The 19,801-nt window shown below is 63.6% G+C and carries 22 protein-coding genes; 8 read left to right on the top strand and 14 right to left on the bottom strand.

The window, feature by feature from the left end; genetic code table 11:
- The first annotated feature begins 56 nt into the window (after positions 1 to 56).
- Together ACR0FC_RS03605 and ACR0FC_RS03600 are read left to right on the top strand one after the other, a co-directional pair.
- Positions 57 to 998, top strand: coding sequence for a nucleoside hydrolase (locus ACR0FC_RS03605; protein WP_170338262.1), 942 nt, complete (start codon positions 57 to 59; stop codon positions 996 to 998).
- Positions 995 to 1,444, top strand: coding sequence for a GNAT family N-acetyltransferase (locus ACR0FC_RS03600; protein WP_170338261.1), 450 nt, complete (start codon positions 995 to 997; stop codon positions 1,442 to 1,444). Before ACR0FC_RS03605 ends, ACR0FC_RS03600 begins: the two co-directional genes overlap by 4 nt.
- Here ACR0FC_RS03600 and ACR0FC_RS03595 read toward each other — a convergent pair.
- The 7 genes from ACR0FC_RS03595 to ACR0FC_RS03565 form a co-directional block, all read right to left on the bottom strand.
- Positions 1,441 to 1,611: a hypothetical protein gene (locus ACR0FC_RS03595; RefSeq protein WP_170338259.1), complete on the bottom strand. Its 171-nt coding sequence runs from the start codon at positions 1,609 to 1,611 to the stop codon at positions 1,441 to 1,443. The two genes, ACR0FC_RS03600 and ACR0FC_RS03595, sit on opposite strands and share 4 nt — an antisense overlap.
- Before the next feature lie 134 nt (positions 1,612 to 1,745).
- Positions 1,746 to 2,288, bottom strand: coding sequence for a GNAT family N-acetyltransferase (locus ACR0FC_RS03590; RefSeq protein WP_170338257.1), 543 nt, complete (start codon positions 2,286 to 2,288; stop codon positions 1,746 to 1,748).
- Between the two features lie 45 nt (positions 2,289 to 2,333).
- The gene (eno, locus tag ACR0FC_RS03585; protein ID WP_170338256.1) at positions 2,334 to 3,611 is read right to left on the bottom strand and encodes a phosphopyruvate hydratase; all 1,278 of its coding nucleotides are present in this window, start codon (positions 3,609 to 3,611) and stop codon (positions 2,334 to 2,336) included.
- Between the two features lie 135 nt (positions 3,612 to 3,746).
- Positions 3,747 to 4,631, bottom strand: a complete 885-nt coding sequence (locus ACR0FC_RS03580) for a DMT family transporter (RefSeq protein ID WP_170338254.1) — start codon at positions 4,629 to 4,631, stop codon at positions 3,747 to 3,749.
- Between the two features lie 148 nt (positions 4,632 to 4,779).
- A complete protein-coding gene (locus ACR0FC_RS03575) occupies positions 4,780 to 5,193 on the bottom strand; it encodes a Fur family transcriptional regulator (RefSeq protein ID WP_093962302.1) in 414 nt (137 codons plus the stop codon).
- A gap of 81 nt (positions 5,194 to 5,274) precedes the next feature.
- The gene (locus ACR0FC_RS03570; RefSeq protein WP_170338252.1) at positions 5,275 to 5,979 is read right to left on the bottom strand and encodes an endonuclease/exonuclease/phosphatase family protein; all 705 of its coding nucleotides are present in this window, start codon (positions 5,977 to 5,979) and stop codon (positions 5,275 to 5,277) included.
- Positions 5,980 to 6,065: 86 nt separating this feature from the next.
- Positions 6,066 to 7,484 (bottom strand): protein adenylyltransferase SelO, encoded by a 1,419-nt coding sequence (locus ACR0FC_RS03565; RefSeq protein WP_170338250.1) that lies wholly within the window; start codon positions 7,482 to 7,484, stop codon positions 6,066 to 6,068.
- A 66-nt stretch (positions 7,485 to 7,550) separates the two neighbouring features.
- Between ACR0FC_RS03565 and ACR0FC_RS03560 the strand changes: the two genes are divergently transcribed.
- Positions 7,551 to 7,970, top strand: a complete 420-nt coding sequence (locus ACR0FC_RS03560; protein WP_170338248.1) for a cupin domain-containing protein — start codon at positions 7,551 to 7,553, stop codon at positions 7,968 to 7,970.
- A 90-nt stretch (positions 7,971 to 8,060) separates the two neighbouring features.
- Entirely contained in the window at positions 8,061 to 9,602 is a 1,542-nt protein-coding gene (locus ACR0FC_RS03555) for a phospholipase D family protein (RefSeq protein ID WP_170338246.1), read from the top strand.
- Positions 9,603 to 9,614: 12 nt separating this feature from the next.
- On the opposite strand, the gene ACR0FC_RS03550 is transcribed toward ACR0FC_RS03555, so the two are convergent.
- The 3 genes from ACR0FC_RS03550 to ACR0FC_RS03540 form a co-directional block, all read right to left on the bottom strand.
- Positions 9,615 to 10,067: a TspO/MBR family protein gene (locus ACR0FC_RS03550; RefSeq protein WP_170338245.1), complete on the bottom strand. Its 453-nt coding sequence runs from the start codon at positions 10,065 to 10,067 to the stop codon at positions 9,615 to 9,617.
- A 29-nt stretch (positions 10,068 to 10,096) separates the two neighbouring features.
- Positions 10,097 to 10,609, bottom strand: coding sequence for an aggregation factor core (locus tag ACR0FC_RS03545; protein WP_170338243.1), 513 nt, complete (start codon positions 10,607 to 10,609; stop codon positions 10,097 to 10,099).
- Positions 10,610 to 10,685: 76 nt separating this feature from the next.
- Entirely contained in the window at positions 10,686 to 11,807 is a 1,122-nt protein-coding gene (locus ACR0FC_RS03540) for an anhydro-N-acetylmuramic acid kinase (protein WP_170338241.1), read from the bottom strand.
- Positions 11,808 to 11,870: 63 nt separating this feature from the next.
- Here ACR0FC_RS03540 and tyrS point away from each other — a divergent pair, with 63 nt between their 5' ends.
- A complete protein-coding gene (gene tyrS / locus ACR0FC_RS03535; RefSeq protein WP_170338239.1) occupies positions 11,871 to 13,121 on the top strand; it encodes a tyrosine--tRNA ligase in 1,251 nt (416 codons plus the stop codon).
- A 46-nt stretch (positions 13,122 to 13,167) separates the two neighbouring features.
- Here tyrS and ACR0FC_RS03530 read toward each other — a convergent pair whose 3' ends face one another.
- On the bottom strand, positions 13,168 to 13,869 hold the full coding sequence (locus tag ACR0FC_RS03530; RefSeq protein ID WP_170338237.1) for a GntR family transcriptional regulator: 702 nt from the start codon (positions 13,867 to 13,869) through the stop codon (positions 13,168 to 13,170).
- Positions 13,870 to 13,981: 112 nt separating this feature from the next.
- Between ACR0FC_RS03530 and ACR0FC_RS03525 the strand changes: the two genes are divergently transcribed.
- Positions 13,982 to 14,932 carry a GlxA family transcriptional regulator gene (locus ACR0FC_RS03525; protein ID WP_170338235.1) on the top strand — a complete coding sequence of 317 codons (951 nt, stop codon included), beginning with the start codon at positions 13,982 to 13,984 and terminating at the stop codon, positions 14,930 to 14,932.
- Positions 14,933 to 15,008: 76 nt separating this feature from the next.
- Positions 15,009 to 15,764, top strand: coding sequence for a 3-hydroxyacyl-CoA dehydrogenase (locus ACR0FC_RS03520; protein ID WP_170338233.1), 756 nt, complete (start codon positions 15,009 to 15,011; stop codon positions 15,762 to 15,764).
- Positions 15,765 to 15,875: 111 nt separating this feature from the next.
- Here the strand turns inward: ACR0FC_RS03520 and ACR0FC_RS03515 are convergent, their stop codons facing one another.
- The 3 genes from ACR0FC_RS03515 to ACR0FC_RS03505 all read right to left on the bottom strand — a co-directional run bounded on the left by ACR0FC_RS03515 (position 15,876) and on the right by ACR0FC_RS03505 (position 19,066).
- Positions 15,876 to 17,684 (bottom strand): ABC-F family ATP-binding cassette domain-containing protein, encoded by a 1,809-nt coding sequence (locus ACR0FC_RS03515; RefSeq protein ID WP_254432896.1) that lies wholly within the window; start codon positions 17,682 to 17,684, stop codon positions 15,876 to 15,878.
- 69 nt (positions 17,685 to 17,753) lie between these two features.
- The gene (locus ACR0FC_RS03510; RefSeq protein WP_170338231.1) at positions 17,754 to 18,494 is read right to left on the bottom strand and encodes a GNAT family N-acetyltransferase; all 741 of its coding nucleotides are present in this window, start codon (positions 18,492 to 18,494) and stop codon (positions 17,754 to 17,756) included.
- Between the two features lie 98 nt (positions 18,495 to 18,592).
- A complete protein-coding gene (locus ACR0FC_RS03505) occupies positions 18,593 to 19,066 on the bottom strand; it encodes an outer membrane protein assembly factor BamE (protein WP_093962985.1) in 474 nt (157 codons plus the stop codon).
- An 83-nt stretch (positions 19,067 to 19,149) separates the two neighbouring features.
- Here ACR0FC_RS03505 and ACR0FC_RS03500 point away from each other — a divergent pair, with 83 nt between their 5' ends.
- Positions 19,150 to 19,686: a YceD family protein gene (locus ACR0FC_RS03500; RefSeq protein ID WP_170338229.1), complete on the top strand. Its 537-nt coding sequence runs from the start codon at positions 19,150 to 19,152 to the stop codon at positions 19,684 to 19,686.
- The last annotated feature ends 115 nt before the right edge of the window (positions 19,687 to 19,801 follow it).

Raw genomic sequence — 19,801 nt, 5'->3', positions numbered from 1 at the left:
CTGGACAAGCGGCGCGCGGATTGCCAGTCTCCGCCCTTCAAGACCCCGGAGGCCCCATGACCGCGCGCAAGATCATCATCGACACCGACCCCGGACAGGACGACGCCGTCGCCATCCTGCTGGCGCTGGCCAGCCCCGACGAAATCGAGGTGCTGGGCATCACCGCCGTCGCCGGCAACGTGCCGCTGGAACTGACGGCCAAGAATGCGCGCATCGTCTGCGAACTGGCCGGTCGCACCGATATTCCGGTCCATGCGGGCTGCGATCGACCGCTGAAACGCCCGCTGATCACCGCCGAGCACGTGCATGGCAAGACCGGGCTGGACGGCCCCGTACTGCCTGACCCGCAGATGCCGTTGGCCGAGGGGCATGGCGTCGATTTCATCATCGACACTCTGCGCGCGCAGGATCCCGGCACCGTAACACTCTGCCCGCTGGGGCCGCTGACAAACATCGCCACGGCCTTTCAAAAGGCGCCCGACATTGTTGAACGCATACAGGAAATCGTGCTGATGGGGGGCGCTTACTTCGAAGTCGGAAACATCACACCCACCGCTGAATTCAACATCCATGTCGACCCCGAGGCCGCTGATATCGTGTTCAAATCCGGCGTTCCGATCGTGGTGATGCCACTGGATGTGACGCACAAGGCGCTGGTCACCAAACCGCGCAATGACGCGTTCCGGGCCCTTGGCGCCAAGGTCGGCATTGCTGTCGCCGAAATGACCGATTTCTTTGAACGTTTCGACAAGGAAAAATACGGCAGCGAAGGTGCGCCCCTGCACGATCCCTGCGTGACCGCTTATCTGATCCGGCCCGAGCTGTTCTCGGGCCGCCATGTGAACGTGGAAATCGAGACCCAGTCGGACCTTACGCTCGGCATGACCGTCGCCGACTGGTGGGGCGTCACCGACCGCACGCCCAACGCGCTGTTCATCGGCGACGTGGATGCCGACGGGTTCTTTGCCCTGCTGACCGAACGGCTGGCGCGGCTATGAGCGCCGCTCTGCGCCTTGCCCGCCCCGAGGACCTTGATCGCCTGATGGGCCTGGTCGCCGCCTTTCACGCTGAGGCCGGGATCCAGCAGGACCCCGACCAAAGGCGCGATGCGCTGATGCCTCTGCTGGAAGGCATCCCGCACGGCTGTATCTATCTGATCGGCCCGTCGCGCGCGCCGCTGGGTTATATCATACTGACCTTTGGTTGGTCGGTCGAGTTCGGGGGGATGGACGGGTTCGTGGACGAAATCTACATCCGGCCGGCCATTCGCGGCCGCGGAATTGCCACCGAGGTTCTATTGGACTTGCCCAAAGCACTGGCCGGGGCCGGCCTGACGACCCTGCATCTGGAAGTGGATCGAACCAACGAGGCCGCGCAGAAACTCTACCTTCGGACCGGTTTCAAACCGCGCGACCGTTACATGTTGATGAGCAAAAAGCTCTAGCGTGATTCACCGCGGAAGATCAGCCCGGGATTGTAGTACATTTCTTGCACCGGATCGTTCTGCGACACCGGCTCGCCGGTGATCGGGTAAGTGTCAGGACCTGCGCAGGCCGCCAGAACCCCGACGGAAAGCACGGAAATAACGAGAAGGATTCTTGAAGCGGACATCACGTTCTCCTTTTCTGCTGTACCGTCAAACTACGCCCGACAACGTCGCACTTGTAGGAACAAGTTCACACATAATCACATTTATGTTTGCATTTTTTCTCCCTGCCTGCCCCGAACTCCGGGTTAAAGGGAGATTACCCTGCAATTCCATTGGGTTCAGCGGGGTCACCCGTCAGCGACATTTCGAAGAATAACAGCTGACCCTGGGCGATTTCGGGTATATCCGAATAGGCATCGCGCAGCTTGAACCCCAGAGACAGATACAGCCGAGTCGCCGCTTCCAGCGGTTTCCCGGTGTCCATCCGGATCAACTCAAACCCGTCTTTGCGGCACTGAGCGATCAGCGCCTGCATGATCGCACACCCCGCACCAGTGCCCCGAGCGTCATCGGTCACGAACACGCGCTTGATCTCGGCGATACCCGGACCGATCGTCTGGAACATCCCGCAGCCCACCGCCTGCCCGTCCAGCATCGCCAGCCGGGTCCCGCCCTTGGGCGGCATATGCTCGATCTCGATGGCGGACAGAACAGCCGCATATTTCTCGGGTGGATAGAACGTGTTCACGACCTGCCGCGACCGTTCATCCAGCCTCAGCAGATAGGCGTGATAATCCCAACACAAACGCCGGACAGCATCAAACTGGTCCGGCGTTTTTGGTTCAACGATACTCAGCATAAAGGACCCCCGGCCAATGTCGGGGGCAGCCTAGCAGCTTGCGGCTTACTTGCGAAGGATCGAACGCCCCGCGTATTCCGCGACCTCGCCCAGCGATTCCTCGATGCGGATCAGCTGGTTGTACTTGGCCAGCCGGTCCGACCGCGCCAGCGAGCCGGTCTTGATCTGACCGCAGTTGGTCGCCACGGCCAGATCGGCGATGGTGGCGTCCTCGGTCTCGCCCGAGCGGTGGCTCATCACGTTGGTGTAGCCGGCCCGGTGCGCCATATCCACGGCGCGCAGCGTTTCGGTCAGCGAACCGATCTGGTTCACCTTGACCAGCATCGAGTTGGCGCAGCCTTTCTCGATCCCCTCGGCCAGGCGCGCCGGGTTGGTCACGAACAGGTCGTCACCCACCAGCTGCACCTTGCCGCCCAGCTCGTCGGTCAGCGCCTTCCAGCCGTCCCAGTCATCCTCGGACATGCCATCCTCGATCGAAATGATCGGATAGTCGTTCACCAGGGCTGCCAGATAGGCCACGTTCTCGTCGCTGCTGAGCGTCTTGCCCTCGCCCGCCAGAACGTATTTGCCATCCTTGAAATATTCGGTCGCGGCGCAGTCCAGCGCCAGATAGATCTCGTCGCCCGGCTTGTAGCCCGCCTTCTCGATCGACTTGAGGATGAAATCCAGCGCCTCTCGGGTCGAGGCGATGTTGGGGGCAAACCCGCCCTCGTCGCCGACACCGGTGGCCAGCCCGGCGGCCGACAGTTCCTTTTTCAGGGTGTGGAACACTTCCGAACCCATGCGCACCGCCTCGCGGATGTTGCTGGCGGCCACGGGCATGATCATGAATTCCTGGATGTCGATCGGGTTGTCGGCATGTTCGCCGCCATTGATGATGTTCATCATCGGCACCGGCAGGACGCGCGCCGAGGTACCACCCACGTAGCGATAAAGCGGCTGGGTGGTGAAATCCGCGGCCGCCTTGGCCACCGCCAGCGAGACGCCCAGAATTGCGTTGGCGCCCAGGCGGGCCTTGTTGGGGGTGCCGTCCAGCTCGATCATCGCGGCGTCGATCGCCACCTGCTCGGTCGCGTCAAAGCCCACCAGCTCTTCGGCGATCTCGCCATTCACGGCGGCCACGGCTTCAAGCACGCCCTTGCCCATGTAACGGGACTTGTCGCCATCGCGCTTTTCAACCGCCTCATAGGCGCCGGTCGATGCGCCCGAAGGCACGGCCGCCCGGCCCATGGTGCCGTCTTCCAGAACCACGTCCACCTCGACGGTGGGGTTGCCCCGGCTGTCCAGGATTTCGCGTGCGTGGATGTCGATGATGGTGCTCATGATACCGGTCCCTGAAAATGCGTTCGGTTGCATGCCTCATACCAGCACGCGGGGAAAAGTAAACCGGGTCCGTTATCGCTAACACGCATATTTTCTGGCCTTTAGCGCCAACAGCGGCGTGTTTGCGCCAACAGGTCAGCAGACCGCCGGGGCCATGGACCGCGCGATGCGCCGTTCGCGGATGAACGTGTACATGCCCGACCCGATGATCAGCGACGCGCCGATCATGGTCATCAGGTCCGGCCGTTCGCCGAACATCCACATCCCTGCCAAGATCGAAAACAGCAGCCGCGTATAGCGGAACGGCGTCAGGGCCGAGGCCTCGCCCACGCGCATTGCGGTCACGATCCCCAGATAGCCTAGAACACCAAAACCAACGGCACCGAAATAGGGTCCGATCTGCCCCATCTGCAGCGGCGCCAGAGGCTGCGCCGAGGTCAGCATCAGCACGCCGCCGGCAATGGCGACCGCCGCATAGGCCTGCAACGCCACCACGGCCGAGGCCACGCGCGCGTCCAGCCGGCGGGTGATCAGGTCCCGCGCGGCAATGGCGATGACGCTGGCCACCACGAACAGAGCCTCGGGCCGAAACCCGTCCAGACCGGGGCGGATGATCATCAGAACGCCGATGAACCCAACGCCGATTGCGCTCCAACGGCGCCAGCCGACCTGCTCGCGCAGGAAGAGAGCGGCCCCCATCGTGACCACCAGCGGCATCGCCTGGAACACGGCCGCAACGGTCGACAGGTCGACCAAGGACAAGGCGGTGACAAAACTCAGCGCCCCGACCGCCTCGGTGCACGCGCGGATCACGAACAGCGGTTGCCAGGCTGCCGAGTCAAAGATCGGTTTGCGTGTCACGATGGCCATGGCGGCAAAGACAAGCGCGCAGAACAGCCCCAGCACGATCATGACCTGACCGGTCGGCACGGTGACCGACAGATGCTTGATGAACATGTCCTCAAGCGTGAAGGCGGCCATAGCGCCGATGACCAGCAGGATGCCGTTCGCGTTGTTCATGTCATTGCCTATTGATTTCGTACGGCCTAATTGCCGCGTCGCAACGCAGAAGACCCGGATCGCGCCGCCGTGGCAAGCGCGAAGAGGGCTTGGAACCATGAATAGATTTTAGATGACCAATCGCTTTTGGTGATGTGTCCCGGCCGGATCAGTCCTTGTCCAGCGGAACTCCGTACAACTCCAGCCGATGACCTTTCAGGCGATAGCCCAGCTTCGAGGCGATCTTTTCCTGCAGGGCTTCGATCTCGGGGTCCACGAATTCAATCACCTCGCCCGAGTTCATGTCGATCAGGTGATCGTGGTGGTCGCGCTCGGCGTCCTCATAGCGCGCACGCCCGTCGCCGAATTCCAGCCGTTCGAGAATGCCGGCCTCTTCGAAAAGTTTGACGGTGCGATAGACGGTTGCGATCGAAATGCCCGCATCCAGCGCCGAGGCGCGTGCGTACAGTTCCTCGACATCGGGATGATCATCACTGTCCTGCAGTACCTGTGCGATGGTTCGACGCTGGCCGGTCATGCGCAGGCCTTTGGCTTCGCAACGCGCGATGATCGTGTCCGCCATGTCATCCCCCAGAATCCGTTCGGGTTTCTGTCTTAGTACGTCCGCGCAGATTTCGCCACTGTGATTTGCGCCCGCTGCGCCTTAGCCCGCCAGCCGCAGATCGGCCCAGACCGGCAGGTGGTCCGAGGCGATATGCGCGGGCCGTTCCCCGTGCACGCCGTGGGCCAGCGCCTCGAGCCCACCGCCCAGCGCGATCCGGTCCAGCGCGCCCAGAGGCTGCGCGGCGGGAAAGCTGGGCACAGGCGGCAGGAACCGCATGTCGGGAGCCAGACGGTCAAGAATCGGTTGGCGTGACCATTCGTTGAAATCCCCAGCCCAGACGGTAGGCATCCGGTCCAGCGCGCGGCCGTCCTGCCGCAGGTGGATGATCTGCTGGCGGCGCCACGCCGAGAACAGCCCCAGATGCATCCCCATCACCCGCAAAGGCCCGATATGCGTGTCGAATTCGACCCGGACCGCTCCGCGCGGCTCCAGCCCCGGCAGATCGTGATGCGCGGCGCGGCGCACCCGGATGTGGTCTCCCCGCCAGATCACCGCGTTGCCATGCCAGCCCAGACTGCCCGCACCGCCCAGATCGACGATCTTCCACCCGGCCTCGTCCAGCATGAAATGCGGAAGCGCCGCCGGGCGCGGCGGCAGGCGTTTGTCGGCCTCTTGCAGCACCACGATATCGGCGCCCAGCCGGTCCAGCACCTGCAGGATGCGCTGCGGCTGGCGTCGCAGATCCAGTCCGACGCATTTCTGGATGTTGTAGCTGGCAAGGCGCAGCTTGGGCAAAGTGGTCATCGGTTTTCTACGGTTGTACCCCGTCAGGATTCGCAGGATCGCGCCCGGACGCAAGCCGATAGTTCAGCACAGATGCCGAAACCCGCTCAGGTGCCGCAAAAGGTGGCATGCACCACCTCGTCCTGCGTGGGCGGGCGCCTCAGATCGGCGGCGTCGGGCTGGTCGTCATAGGGCCGGGCCAGCACCGCGTTCAGCCGGTGGAACGGGGCATAGTCGCCCTGAACGGCAGCCTGGATCATCTGCTCGACCCGGTGGTTGCGCGGGATAAAGGCCGGGTTGGCCGCGAGCATCACCGCGGCCGGGTCCGCCTCGCGCGTCAGTCGCGCGCGCCACCCCTCGGCCCAGCCGTCAAAGGCCGCCGGATCGGTGAACTGGTCCCGCGTCGCATCGCTGCCCAGCGCGCGGAAGGTATTGGTGAAATCGGCCTGATTCTGCGCCATCCGCGTCAGCAGGTCCGAGATCAGTGCAAGGTCGCCATCCTCCTCGGTGGTCAGGCCGATCTTGGCCCGGAACCGCCGCAGCCAGTGCTGCTGCATCAATTCGGGCATGGCATGTACGATCTCGGTCGCCTCTTCCACGGCGGCCTGCTTGTCCTCGATCTGCTGGATCAGCGCCGTCGCAAGCTGTGCAAGGTTCCACACCGCAATCTCGGGCTGGTTGGAATAGGCATAGCGCCCCATCCGGTCGATCGAACTGTAGACGGTGTTCGGATGATAGCCGTCCATGAAGGCGCAGGGGCCATAGTCGATGGTTTCGCCCGAAATGGCGCAGTTGTCGGTGTTCATCACCCCGTGGATGAAACCCACCGCCATCCATTGCGCGATCAACGCGGCCTGCGCGTCACGCACGGCGCGCAGCAGGCCCATCGGCCCGACGGCGTCCGGGTAATGGCGTTCAACGGCATAATCCGTCAGCCGCCGTAGATCGGCGATCTGGCCGCGTGCGGCGAATACCTGGAACGTACCCACCCGCAGATGGCTCTGCGCCACGCGGGTCAGCACCGCGCCGGGCATCGGGCCTTCGCGCAGCACGACCTCACCGGTTTCCACCGCCGCCAAAGCGCGTGTGGTGGGAATGCCCAGCGCGTGCATCGCCTCGGACACGACATATTCACGCAGAACCGGCCCCAGCCAGGCCCGCCCGTCGCCCTGCCGCGAGAACGGCGTGCGCCCCGAGCCCTTGAGCTGAATGTCGCGGCGGATCCCGTCCGTGCCCACAACCTCGCCCAGCAGCACCGCGCGCCCGTCGCCCAGCTGCGGGTTGTAGTTGCCGAACTGGTGGCCGGAATACAGCTGCGCCAGCGGCTCGGCCCCGTCAGGCAGGGTATTGCCTGCAAAAACCTCGGCCATGTCCTGCGCGTCGCCGGGCGAGATGCCCAGCACCCGCGCCAGATCATCATTGAAAGCCAACAGCCGTGGCGCGCGCACGGGTTCGGGCGACTGGCGCGCATAAAAGGCGCCGGGCAGCCGGGCATAGGAATTGTCGAAGGGGATCGTCAGGGTCATGGCGCAAACATATGATCTGTGCGCAGTATTGCCAGCACCAAATCCCATCGCCGTGAAAGGCTCGCCATGACCGCCGACCAGATCATCGACCACCTGCAACTGCAGCCCCACCCCGAAGGCGGCTGGTATGCCGAGACCTGGCGCGCGGACAACAACGGCCGCCCCACCGCGACCTGCATCTATTTCCTGCTGAAACAGGGCGAGGCCAGCCACTGGCACCGGGTCGATGCGACCGAGATCTGGCTGTTTCACGCCGGCGCGCCGCTGATCCTGTCGATCAGCGAAACCGATACCGGGCCTGCAAGCGATCACATGCTGTCCCCTGACCTGAGCGAAGGTACGCCGCAGGTCATCGTACCCGCCGGACATTGGCAGGCCGCCCGCAGCACTGGGGACTACACGTTGGTCAGCTGTACCGTCTCGCCAGGGTTCCAGTTCGACGGGTTCGAACTGGCGCCTCCGGAGTTCGACATTCCCAGAGGCTAAACCTTCAGTCCTTGCTGAACCATGCTTGAACTTGCCCTGCCCGATGCGGCAAGGTTCGCTTGTGTATGATTGGGCAAGGACGAGGGCGCGATGCGGCTGATCAAGACTTTGGTGACCGTGGCCGTAATCCTCGGCTTGGTCGTGCTTGGGCTGCGGTTGGCCTTTCCGCTGCCCGAGACCAATTTCTCGGAGCAGACATACCGGCAGCCGACGGATTGGACTGGTCCGCTGGGCCAAGCCATCGAGCCGGCGATGCAGCGCAATCCCGGGCTGGATGGCGTCCGCCCCCTCGGTCAGGGGCATACCGCATTTGCCGCACGCGCCGTTCTCGCGCGTGAGGCGGTCTCGTCCATCGATGCCCAATACTATATCTGGCAGGATGACGTGACCGGCCTGATGCTGCTGGACGAATTGCGTGCGGCGGCAGAGCGAGGCGTGCGCGTGCGCCTCCTGGTCGATGACAACGGCATCTCGGGGCTGGACCCGCTTCTGGCTGAACTGGATGCCATGCCAACGGCCCATGTCCGCATCTTCAACCCGTTCACGCTGCGCAATCCCAAGCTGCTGTCCTATCTGTTCGATTTCGGAAGGTTGAACCGCCGCATGCACAACAAGTCCATGACGGTGGACGGCGTGGCCACGATTGTCGGGGGCCGAAACATCGGCGACATCTACTTCGACTATGGGGCCGGGACGCACTATCTGGATGTCGATACCATCGCGATCGGTCCGATCGTGGACGAGGTAGCCGAGTCGTTCGATGCCTTTTGGAACAGCGGCTCGGCCTATGATGCCGCGTTGTTCCTGCCCGATGCAACCGACCCAAGCCTGAAAGCGCTGGCCGAGGCCGCGCGTCAGACCGCGGCCGGGGCCGGATACCAAAAGGCGATCCGCGACAATGAACTGGCCGACCGCATCGCCGCCCGCGATCTGCCGTTCGAATGGAGCGCGGTCGAACTTTTTGTCGATGACCCGGCCAAGGGGCTTGGCCAGGTGGAGGACGAGAACCTCATGGTCGAGCGTCTCATCGCCTTTGCCGAAAGCTCTGAGATATCGCTCGATCTGGTCTCGGCCTATTTCATTCCCGGTCCCCGCGGGGCCGAGTTGCTTGAGCGGTTGGCGTCATCCGGGGTCAAAGTCCGGGTCCTGACCAATTCACTGGATGCGACCGATGTGATGCCGGTTCATGCCGCTTACATGGCCTATCGCGACGACCTGCTGGCAAGCGGGGTTCAGTTGCTGGAGCTGCGCGCGTTGCGCGACGAGCACAAGGAACGCAGCCTGCCCGAGATTCTTGCAGGTTCCGCGTCGGGCCTGCATGCAAAGGTGTTTGGCTCGGATGGCAAAAGGATCTTCATCGGCTCATACAATCTGGACCCGCGTTCGGCCCGGCTGAACACCGAGATGGGCCTGCTGATCGAGAGCCCCACGATCGCGACAGATCTTGCCCGGCAACTGGACAAGCCGGAATTTGCCTATCGCGTCGAGATGGACGATGACGGTGGGCTGGTCTGGGTTCAGCAGACCAAGGACGGGACGACCACGACCTTTGAGACCGACCCGAACACCTCTCGGTTCCAGCGCGGCCTTGCCGCCGTCGTCAGGTGGCTGCCGGTCGAGTGGATGCTCTGACCACCGCTGGCGTCAGTTAAGGACCGCGATCGACAGGTTCAGAACAGTCGCAAACGCCACCCATGCCAAATAGGGCACGAACGCCCATGCCGAAACGCGATCCACCGGGCGGACGTGTTTGATGAACAGAACAATCACCACCAGCAGCGCCAGGATCACTACCAATGCCAGCCAAGGCTGGTGCAGCACGAAGAATGCGGGCGACCACAAGAAGTTCAGGCCCAGCTGCGCCCACCACAGGCGCATCGCGGGCGATCCCCGGTCGCGTTCGAACTGCCGCCATCCCGCCATCGCGATCAGCACGTACAGAACCGTCCAGACCGGGCCGAACACCCAGCCCGGCGGGTTGAAGACCGGTTTGTTCAGGTTTGCATACCACTCCCCCGGCCCCGTCAGAGTGCCGATCAGTATGCCGCCTCCCATTACCAGAACCAGAAATGCGATACGTGTCAGGGTCTTGGTCATGCCGGTTCCATCCGCAGGTGCACTGCCGCTCAGCAGGTCCCTACCGGTATAGCCGCGCGGGCCGCCGAGGAAAAGACGCCACGCGGCGGGTTTTGCGCGCCTTCCAGAGAGACCGTCGCGCCCTGAATCTCGGCCCCCGACACGGTGATCTCGCGTCCGCCGCCCGTGTCATCCACGTCGATCGTAAAGGCGATTTCCGCACCGGGCGGCATGGCACGGATGTCCAGATCGACCATTGACTGCCCGTCCTGAACCTGAGGCAACCCGTTCAGAAACTCGGACCCCGAAACCATTTCAAAGGGCTGAAATACTTCAACCCCTGCCCCCGCACCGGTGACATCAAAGATCAGCCCGCCCTGCGACGAGGACAAATCCAGACGCACCGTTGCAGCAGACAGGCTGCAATCGCTGGCGTTGCGAAGAACGAAGCGGTCCTTTGGCGCTCCCTCGACGAACTCAACCTGCACGTCGGCCATGGCAGGCACTGCGAGCATGAACGCGGCGGCACAACCGGCCGCATTTTTGACAAGGGAACCGATCATCTTCATCTCCGGCATTGTTGTGGCTACTGCTACAATTACGCCCGAGCGCCTTGGCAGGATCATTTTTCGCCGCGTTTCAGCGCGGTGCGCCCTGCGACACCCGGCTGACCGTGCCCCCGCCGACCAACGCCTTGACACCGGTGGTGCCGGGGCAAGAGGTCGGCATCCCCCGCGCCACGCGCACCGCCAGATAGGCAAAGGCCTGCGCCTCAAGCATGTCGCCATCCAGACCTACGGCCTCGACCGGATCGACCGGGCAGTCCATCGCCACGCGCAGCATCTCCATCAAGACCGGGTTCCTGCGCCCGCCGCCGGTGACCAGCACCCGCGCGGGCGGTTTGGGGCAATGCTCCATCCCCTGCACCACCCCGGCGGCGCTCATGCCAGTCAGGGTGGCGACGGCGTCGGCGTCACTCAATTCCTTCACCAGGCCGATCATTTCGGCGAAATCGTTGCGGTCCAGCGATTTGGGCGGCAGACGGTTGAAATACGGCTCGGCCAGAAACAGCTCCAGCGCTCCGGTCTCGACCGTTCCCTGCCGGGCCAGCGCGCCGTCGCGGTCCATCGGCAGGCCCAGACGCGCCTGCACCAGGTCGTCGATCGGCGCATTGGCCGGGCCGGTGTCAAAGGCCAACAGCGCACCTGGCGCCTCGGGTCCGTCAAAGGACGGGTCCACATAGGTCAGGTTGCCGACACCGCCCAGGTTCAAAAAGCACAAGGGCGCCGTGGCCCCGACATACTTGGCGCAGGCAAAGTGGAAAAACGGCGCCAGCGGCGCGCCCTCGCCGCCCATGGCCACGTCATCACTGCGGAAATCCCAGACCACGGGCACACCCAGCGCAACCGCCAGCCCCTCGCCATCGCCTACCTGCAACGTGCCCTTGCCGCGCGGCTCATGCGCAAGGGTCTGGCCGTGAAAGCCGATCAGTTCCACGTCCTCGAATTCCGACAGCAGCTCGGCATGGGCGCGGGTCACCAGATCTTCGGCGGCGTGCACCTCGGGTCCGCTCCATTTGCCAAGCGCGGCGCGCAGCAGCTTGCGCTCGTCCTCGGTATAGGGCCGGTAGGCACTGTCGCCGAACCGCAGGATCTGCCGCCCGTCGGTTTCCACCACCGCCGCATCGACCCCATCGAGCGAGGTGCCCGACATGGCCCCCAGTGCCCGCACTGCCCCAACTTTGCCTCGGGCCTTATTCATGGCCTTTTCCTTCCCTCGTTCGCCGCCTATAACGTGCCCCGCAATTCAACCCCGAGGCAAGACATGACGTATCACCCCAAATCGGATTTCATCGCCACGATGATCGAGCGCGGCTTTCTGGCCGATTGCACCGATTATCAGGGCCTTGACGATGCTCTGACAAGCGGGGTGCAGACAGCCTATATCGGGTATGACGCCACCGCCCAGTCCCTGCATGTCGGGCATCTGATGAACATCATGGTGCTGCGCTGGTTCCAGAAGCTGGGGCACAAGCCGATCACCCTGATGGGGGGCGGCACCACCAAGGTGGGCGATCCCTCGTTCCGCTCGGACGAACGCCCCTTGCTGGGCCCCGAGCAGATCGACGCCAACATCGCCGGCATGCAGAAGGTGTTCGACAAGTACCTGTCCTATGACGACAGCGACACCGGCGCGCTGATGCTGAACAATGCCGAATGGCTGGACGATCTGAACTATCTCGATTTCCTGCGGGACATCGGGCGCCATTTTTCGGTCAACCGGATGCTGTCCTTTGAATCGGTGAAATCGCGGCTGGACCGGGAACAATCCCTGTCGTTCCTCGAGTTCAACTACATGATCCTGCAGGCCTATGACTTTCTGGAACTGAACCGTCGTTACAGCTGCATCCTGCAGATGGGTGGATCTGACCAGTGGGGCAACATCGTCAACGGCATCGACCTGACGCGCCGAGTGCTGGATCATGAGATCTATGGCCTGACCACGCCCCTGCTGACCACCAGCGACGGGCGCAAGATGGGCAAAAGCCAGGGCGGCGCCATCTGGCTGAACGGCGACATGCTGTCGCCTTACGAGTTCTGGCAGTTCTGGCGCAACACTACTGACGCCGACGTGGGCCGCTTCCTGAAGATCTTCACCGAACTTCCGGTGGACGAATGCGACCGCATGGGCGCGCTGCAGGGGTCCGAAATCAACGAGGCCAAGATCCGTCTGGCCAACGAGGTCACGACCCTGCTGCACGGTTCCGAGGCCGCGGCCAAGGCCGAGGCCACCGCGCGCGAGGTGTTCGAAAAGGGCGGCGTGGGCGGCGACCTGCCCACCCTGACCCTGACCGCCGAAGATCTGGGCGATGGCATATCGGTCGTGCAGCTGATCGTGAAGTCTGGCCTGGCGAAATCGGGCAAGGAGGCCAAGCGCCTGATTTCGGAAAACGGCGCCCGTCTGGACGACGCACCGCTGACCGATGCCGGGCTGATGATCGACGCGGCGGCCCTGTCCTCGCCCATCAAGCTGAGCGCCGGCAAGAAACGGCACGCGCTGGTGCAGCTGGGCTGAACCGCCTGACCCCGAATACGACGGCCGCCTTCGGGCGGCCGTTTTTCTATCCGCGTTCGACCGAGCCCAGCGGCAGGTCCAGACCGGCCGGCGTCACGAACAGTTCGATCTGATCGCGCGACAGCGCCCAGTGATCGGCCGCCAGCTGCCCCGCCGCCGCCTCGTCGCGCGCCTCGATCGCGGCGATGATGGCGTCATGCTGGTCGCAGGCCAGATCCAGGCTTTCACCCATCCCCGCCTGATCCGGGCGGTAGAAGGTCATGCCGATACGCGCATGGTCGATCAGCAGGCGCTGAAACGACGGCAGCAGGTAGACATTCGCCGCCATCTCGCCGGTGATCTCGTGGAACTGGTTGTTGGCCAGCGCGCGATCTTCGGCCGAGCCCGCCCGCAGCGTTTCCCGAAACGCCGCCTGCGCCGCCTTCAACCGGTCGATCTGGTCACCTGTCGCGTTCTGCGCTGCCAGCCGCAGCACCGCGCCATAGATCATCGGCGCCACCAGGAAGAAATCGCGCAGCGTGGCATAGGACATCTGCGCCACCCGCGCGCCCCGGTTTTCACGCAGTTCAAGATAACCCAGCCCGGCCAGATGCCGGAACACTTCGCGCAGGGGCGTGCGCGACAGGCCGAACGCCTCGGACAGCTGCGCCTCGTCTAGGTCATCGCCGGGGCGCAGTTTCAGCGTCATCACCGCCGCCTTCAGATGCGCGGCCAGCGCCGCCTTGCGGCTTTTCGTGTCGTCTTTCATCCCCAACCTTCGCTTTGGTCGAATCGCGACACCCAGGATGTCGCCCCTGCTCTTGCCCGATAAAATGCAACTTGTACACAATCAGCCTGACCGCCCGTGATAGACTAAGCGCATGACCCACCCGCAACATTTCTGTTTCATCCTCGTTCCCGAGTTCTCGCACCTGGCCTTCTCCTGCGCGGTCGAACCGCTGCGCATCGCCAACTGGGTCAGCGGCGAGGAGCTGTACCGCTGGTCCTTCGCCTCGGAGGACGGCGCGCAGGCGGTGTGTTCGAACGGGTCCGTAACGCTGGTGCATGGCGGGCTGACGGACCTGCCGAAATGCGACCAGATCTTCGTTTTGTCAGGCATCCACATGCGCGATCACGTCAGCCGCCCCCTGCTGGCCGCGCTGCGCCGCGAACGGGCGCGCGGAACGGCCATCGGGGCGCTGTGTTCGGGCGCGTGGCTGCTGGCCGAGGCCGGGTTCCTGAACGGGATGCAGGCGGCAATCCATTGGGAATATCACGACGCCTTCATGGAAGCTTTCCCGGACGTGAACCTGGTGCGCAGCGTCTTCGTGGCTGATGAAAAGCACATGACCGCCTCGGGCGGCACGGCGACGGCCGACCTGATGCTGCACCTGATCGAGCGCGACCACGGGCAGGACCTGTCGATCGCGGTCGCCGACCAGATGGTTTATAACGCCGTGCGCAACGCGACCGCCGATCAGCGTGTGTCGCTGCAATCGCGCAACGGCATGCGCAACGCGCATCTGGCCAAGGCGATCCAGATCATGGCCGACCGCATCAACGACCCGATCTCGCCGGCGGTGATCGCCGAACAGATCGGCATCTCGACCCGCCAGCTGGAACGGCTCTTCGGCAAATACCTCAACGCCTCGCCCAAGAAATACTTCATGGAACTGCGGCTGGACCGCGCGCGCAACCTGTTGTTGCAGACCGAATCCTCGGTCACCGACGTAGCCTTTGCCTGCGGCTTCGAAAGCCCCGGCCATTTCTCACGCGTGTACCGCGCCGCCTTTGGCGTCACCCCGATGCAGCAGCGCAGCCGGCTGGACTGAGTCACTGCCGACTGGACAGGACGGGCCATCTCGGATTATTTGAACGAACGTTCAGATCACTGGGGAGGAGCCCGCCATGCAATTGTCCACCACCGCCGCCGTCATCACCGGCGGCGCCTCGGGCCTCGGAGAGGCCACCGCACGTTACTTTGCCGAGAACGGCGCGCAGGTCACCATCCTCGACCGCGATGCCGAGCGTGGCGCGCAGGTCGCGACCGAGATCGGCGGACATTTCGCCCAGACCGACGTGACGGACGAGAACTCGGTGGCTGCGGCCATTGCGCTGGCGATGGAGAAGATGGGCAAGATCACCGCCTGCGTGAACTGTGCCGGCATCGCCTATGGCATCAAGACCGTCGGCAAGGACGGCCCGCACCCACTGGACGCCTTCCAGCGCACCATCGACATCAACCTGGTGGGCACCTTCAACGTGTCGCGTCTGGCCGCCGTCGAAATGGCCAAGAATGACCCCGAGTCGGATGGCGCGCGCGGTGTGATCATCAACACCGCCTCGATTGCCGCGTTTGACGGGCAAAAGGGTCAGGCGGCCTATGCGGCGTCCAAGGGCGGTGTTGTGGGCATGACGCTGCCGATGGCGCGCGACCTGGCCTCGACCGGGATCCGGGTGATGACCATCGCGCCCGGCATCTTCATGACGCCGATGCTCGCCGGCCTACCCGAAGAGGTGCAGCAGCAGCTGGCCGCCGACGTGCCCAACCCCGCCCGCCTGGGCGACCCGCGCGAATATGGCCGGCTGGCCGGATTCATCGTCGAGATGGGCTATCTGAACGGCGAAGTCATCCGCATCGACGGCGCCCTGCGGATGCGCTGACCCTCACTGACGATTTCCGGCCCGGTCGATCTTCGTCCGGGCCGGCCATTTTCGTTTCGTACAAAACGGAAGACCTCCGTCCCGGGGCCGGTACAAAACAGACGAATTGGCTCAGCCCGCCTCGGCCTTTTCTTCCAGTTCCAGCCATTCCTCCTCGGCGGCGGCCAGCTTCTCCTGCCGCTCGACAAGGGCTTCGGTCGCCTTCTGGAATTTCACCGGCTCGCGGGTGAATAGCTCGGGGTCCGACATCAGTTCCTCCAGCTTGGCGATCTCGGCTTCCAGCCGCGCGATCTCGGCGGGCAGTTTCTCGAGCCGGTGCTTTTCGGAAAAGGACAGGCCGGTTTTCGGCTTGGATTCTTGCTTGACCTTCGGCTTGTTCTCTTTTGTTTTCTCAGGCTTTTTCTCGACCAGATCGCCGCGCTGCGCGACATAGTCCGACCAGCCGCCCGCATAGACGGTCGCGCGGCCGTTGCCCTCCATCGCGATCGTGGTGGTCGCCACGCGATCCAGGAAATCCCGGTCGTGACTGACCAGCAGCACGGTGCCGTCATAGTCGTCCAGCAACTCCTGCAACAGGTCCAGCGTCTCGATATCTAGGTCGTTGGTCGGTTCGTCCAACACCAGCAGGTTCGACGGTTTCGCCATCAGCTTGGCCAGCAGCAACCGCGCTTTTTCGCCGCCCGACAAGGACTTGACGGCCGCTCTTGCCTGCCGTTCGTCGAACAGGAACTCCTTGAGGTAGCCGACCACATGCTTGGGCTGGCCGCGCACCATCACCTGATCGGCCTTGCCCGAGACGCGCATCTCGGGGTCGCCGGTCAGGCTGTCCCACAGGGTCATCTCGGGGTCCAGCTGCGCGCGGGTCTGGTCGAAAACCGCGATTTCGAGGTTGGTGCCCAGCGTCACCGCCCCCTCGTCCGGCTCCACTTCGCCCAGCAGCATCTTCAGAACCGTCGTCTTGCCCACACCATTCGGCCCGACAAAGGCCACCCGATCGCCGCGCTGCACCAGCAGGTCCAGGTTACGCACGATAGGCTTGCCGTCGAACGCCTTGCTGATGCCGCGCGCCTCGATCACCTTGCGCCCGGATTTCGGACCGGTCTCCAAGGACATGGCCGCCGACCCCTGACGCTTGATCTGCGCCGCGCGTTCGGCCCGCAGGGCCTGCAACGCCCGCACCCGGCCCTGGTTGCGCTTGCGGCGGGCGCTGATCCCCTCGACCGCCCAACGCGCCTCGGACTTGATCAGCCGGTCCAGCTTGTGGCGTTGCTGGTCTTCCTCTTCCCAGATCTTGTCGCGCCAGGCCTCGAAGGCCTCGAACCCCTGCTCCTGTCGGCGGACCACACCGCGGTCGATCCACAATGTCGCCCGGGTCAGCGCCCGCAGGAATGCGCGGTCATGCGAGATCAGGACAAAAGCCGCCCGCGTCGCGCCCAGTTCACGTTCGAGCCAACCGATGGCCTCGATGTCCAGATGGTTGGTCGGCTCGTCCAGCAGCATCAAATCGGGGGCCTCGGCCATCAGCTTGGCCAGCGCCGCGCGGCGCCGTTCCCCGCCCGAGGCAGTCTGAACCGCGCGCGAGGGGTCGAATTTCAGCCCTTCCCCGGCCCGTTCCACCTTGTACAGCTCGCCGGGTTCCAGCCCGCTGGCCGCATAATCGCCCAGCGTGGCAAAGCCCTCCATCGTCGGGTCCTGCTCCATGTAACCCACGGATTTGCCGGGCGGCACCACAATGTCGCCCCGGTCCGGTTCGACCAGACCGGCCATGACCTTCATCAGGGTGGATTTGCCCGAGCCGTTCCGCCCGACCAGCGCAACGCGGTCGCCGGGCTGAACCACCAGGTCAAGGTCGGAAAACACCGGCTCGCCCCCGAAGGTCAGCGAGATACCGGACATCTGCAACAAAGGAATACGTGCCATAAGCGCCAGCTAAACCGGCAGGCATTGGGCGTCAACGCCCCAACCTCACCTTTTGCCAGCAGCGCGGCTTCAGCCCGCGATCATCCGCAAGAGGCGTTTCCGCGCCGCGGGAATCGCGCCGATCTCGACACCGGTGAAGACATGCAGCGTGTTCAGCTGGCGGTCTACCACCGCATGATCGCTGACCCAGCCGCCCATCATAAGATAAGTACGCAGCAACGGCGGCATTCGCAGCATGGCCTTTCTGGCATCCGGGCGCCGCCGCAGCCGCGCGGCAAAGCGGAACACGTCCGGCGCCTTGACCCGCGGCAACCAGCGTTTGGGCGCAAGGTGGCGATGTTTGAGCATCGCGAAGGCATCCAGGTATTCCGCAGTCTCGGTTCCTGCGAAGGACGAGCATCCGAACAGCAACTGGATCCCGTTGCGGTCGACGAAGGCCGTCATCGCGCCCCAGGCTACTCTCAGGATATCGGGGTCCGTCCAATCCGGATGGATGCAGAACCGCCCCATTTCCACCATGCGCCCATCAAAGCTCTGCAAAGCGGAAAGGTCATAGAACTGGGCCGAATAACTGCGGCTGATTTCGCTGCCGCTGTCCATGACCAGCATCCGAAAACAGCAGACCAACTGGCCACCTGCCTGCGAATCCTCGACCAGAACATGGGCGCAGGTAACGTCGAAGTCGTCCCGATCCGTCTCGGCTGTTCGGAATGCAAGAGTACGAAGATTCTGGGCCGCCCGCACGTCCTCGGGACACCGCGCCAGGCGCGCGCGGAAGCGGCCTTTGTCCAACAAAATATCATCGGCCATGGTCGCATCCTCCACGGTTTCTCACCGATTGCGATCTGCCTGATCCCATGCACCAATAGTGTGACCGCCGTGTGAAGCTTTCAACCGGCGGCCGGAAATTAGCTGGCCCCCGGGATGTTCGACGGGCTGAATTGGCCGATGTTGCCCAGCAGCTGCCGCAGGAAGCCTTTGTCCTGAACACTGGAGTCCGTCACACGGCGATCCAGCACGATGACATAGCCGTCTTCGAGACCGAATTTTTCGATATTGCGGACGACGCCACGCTGGTCAAAGCTGATCGCCACCAATTCGCGCGAGACGACCTCGGGGCGTTTGGGGCCATAGTGGCGAACGCGCGACGCCACATAGTAGAAACCCGAATCCTTCAACACACCTGACGAGCTGGGCGCGCCAGCCTTTTCCAGAACCGTGTCGCGGGTATCGACGCCAACCTTGATCTCGGCCAGCTCTTCCGGGGTGGGGATATAGCCGTGCTTCTTGTAGACCGGGGTACAGGCAACAGCGGTGGCCAGAACAAGCGTGCAGGCAACCGCCCTGGACGCCGGTTTCAGCCTGTTCAGTACTTTCAACATGTTCACCCTCTTGCCTTGGTCCCTTGCGGCTTCTATCCGATTATAGAAACCCATGCCCCGGTTCAACACAGGAAAGGGTCACAATGTCCGACCTCTCAACATTGCGCGTCGCCGATCTGCCTCAAAACAGCCCGACCGCGTTCGAATTGCGCCCCCCTTCTCGGCAACTCGAGGAAATTCGTGATGCGTTGGGCCTGCTCGGGCTGCGCAAGCTGAGTTTTGTCGGCGAGCTGCGCGCGCAGGGCAAGCGTGATTGGGTGTTAACCGCCAAGCTGGGCGCGACCGTCATTCAGCCCTGCGTGGTGACGCTGGACCCGGTCACGACCCGGATCGAGGCCCCGGTGCGGCGCGTTTTCATGGCCAATTGGTCCGAACCGGACGAACCCGAGTTCGAAATGCCCGAAGATGACGAGACCGAAGCCTTGGGCCCGGAAATCGATCTGGACCAGGTGATGCGCGAAGCATTGTCCCTTGCGTTACCCCAATACCCCCGGAAAGACGGTGCACATCTGGGCGACGCGAACTATACCGAACCGGGCAAACAGGCGATGACCGACGAGGATGCCAAACCCTTTGCCGGGCTGGCGTCCCTGCGTGACGCACTTAAAAAAGACGAGTGACAGGGGATCGATTTCCTGTCATAGCAGGCGCTCAGAAAAATCGCTTGAACATGTCGAGAATCGCAGTATTTTCGCGCGCTCATCGGAATTTGGGTTGGACATCGCGGGGCTTGTT

The sequence above is a fragment of the Ruegeria sp. BB9 genome (genome assembly GCF_056539345.1).
This window is presented reverse-complemented; position numbering and strand designations above follow the sequence as displayed.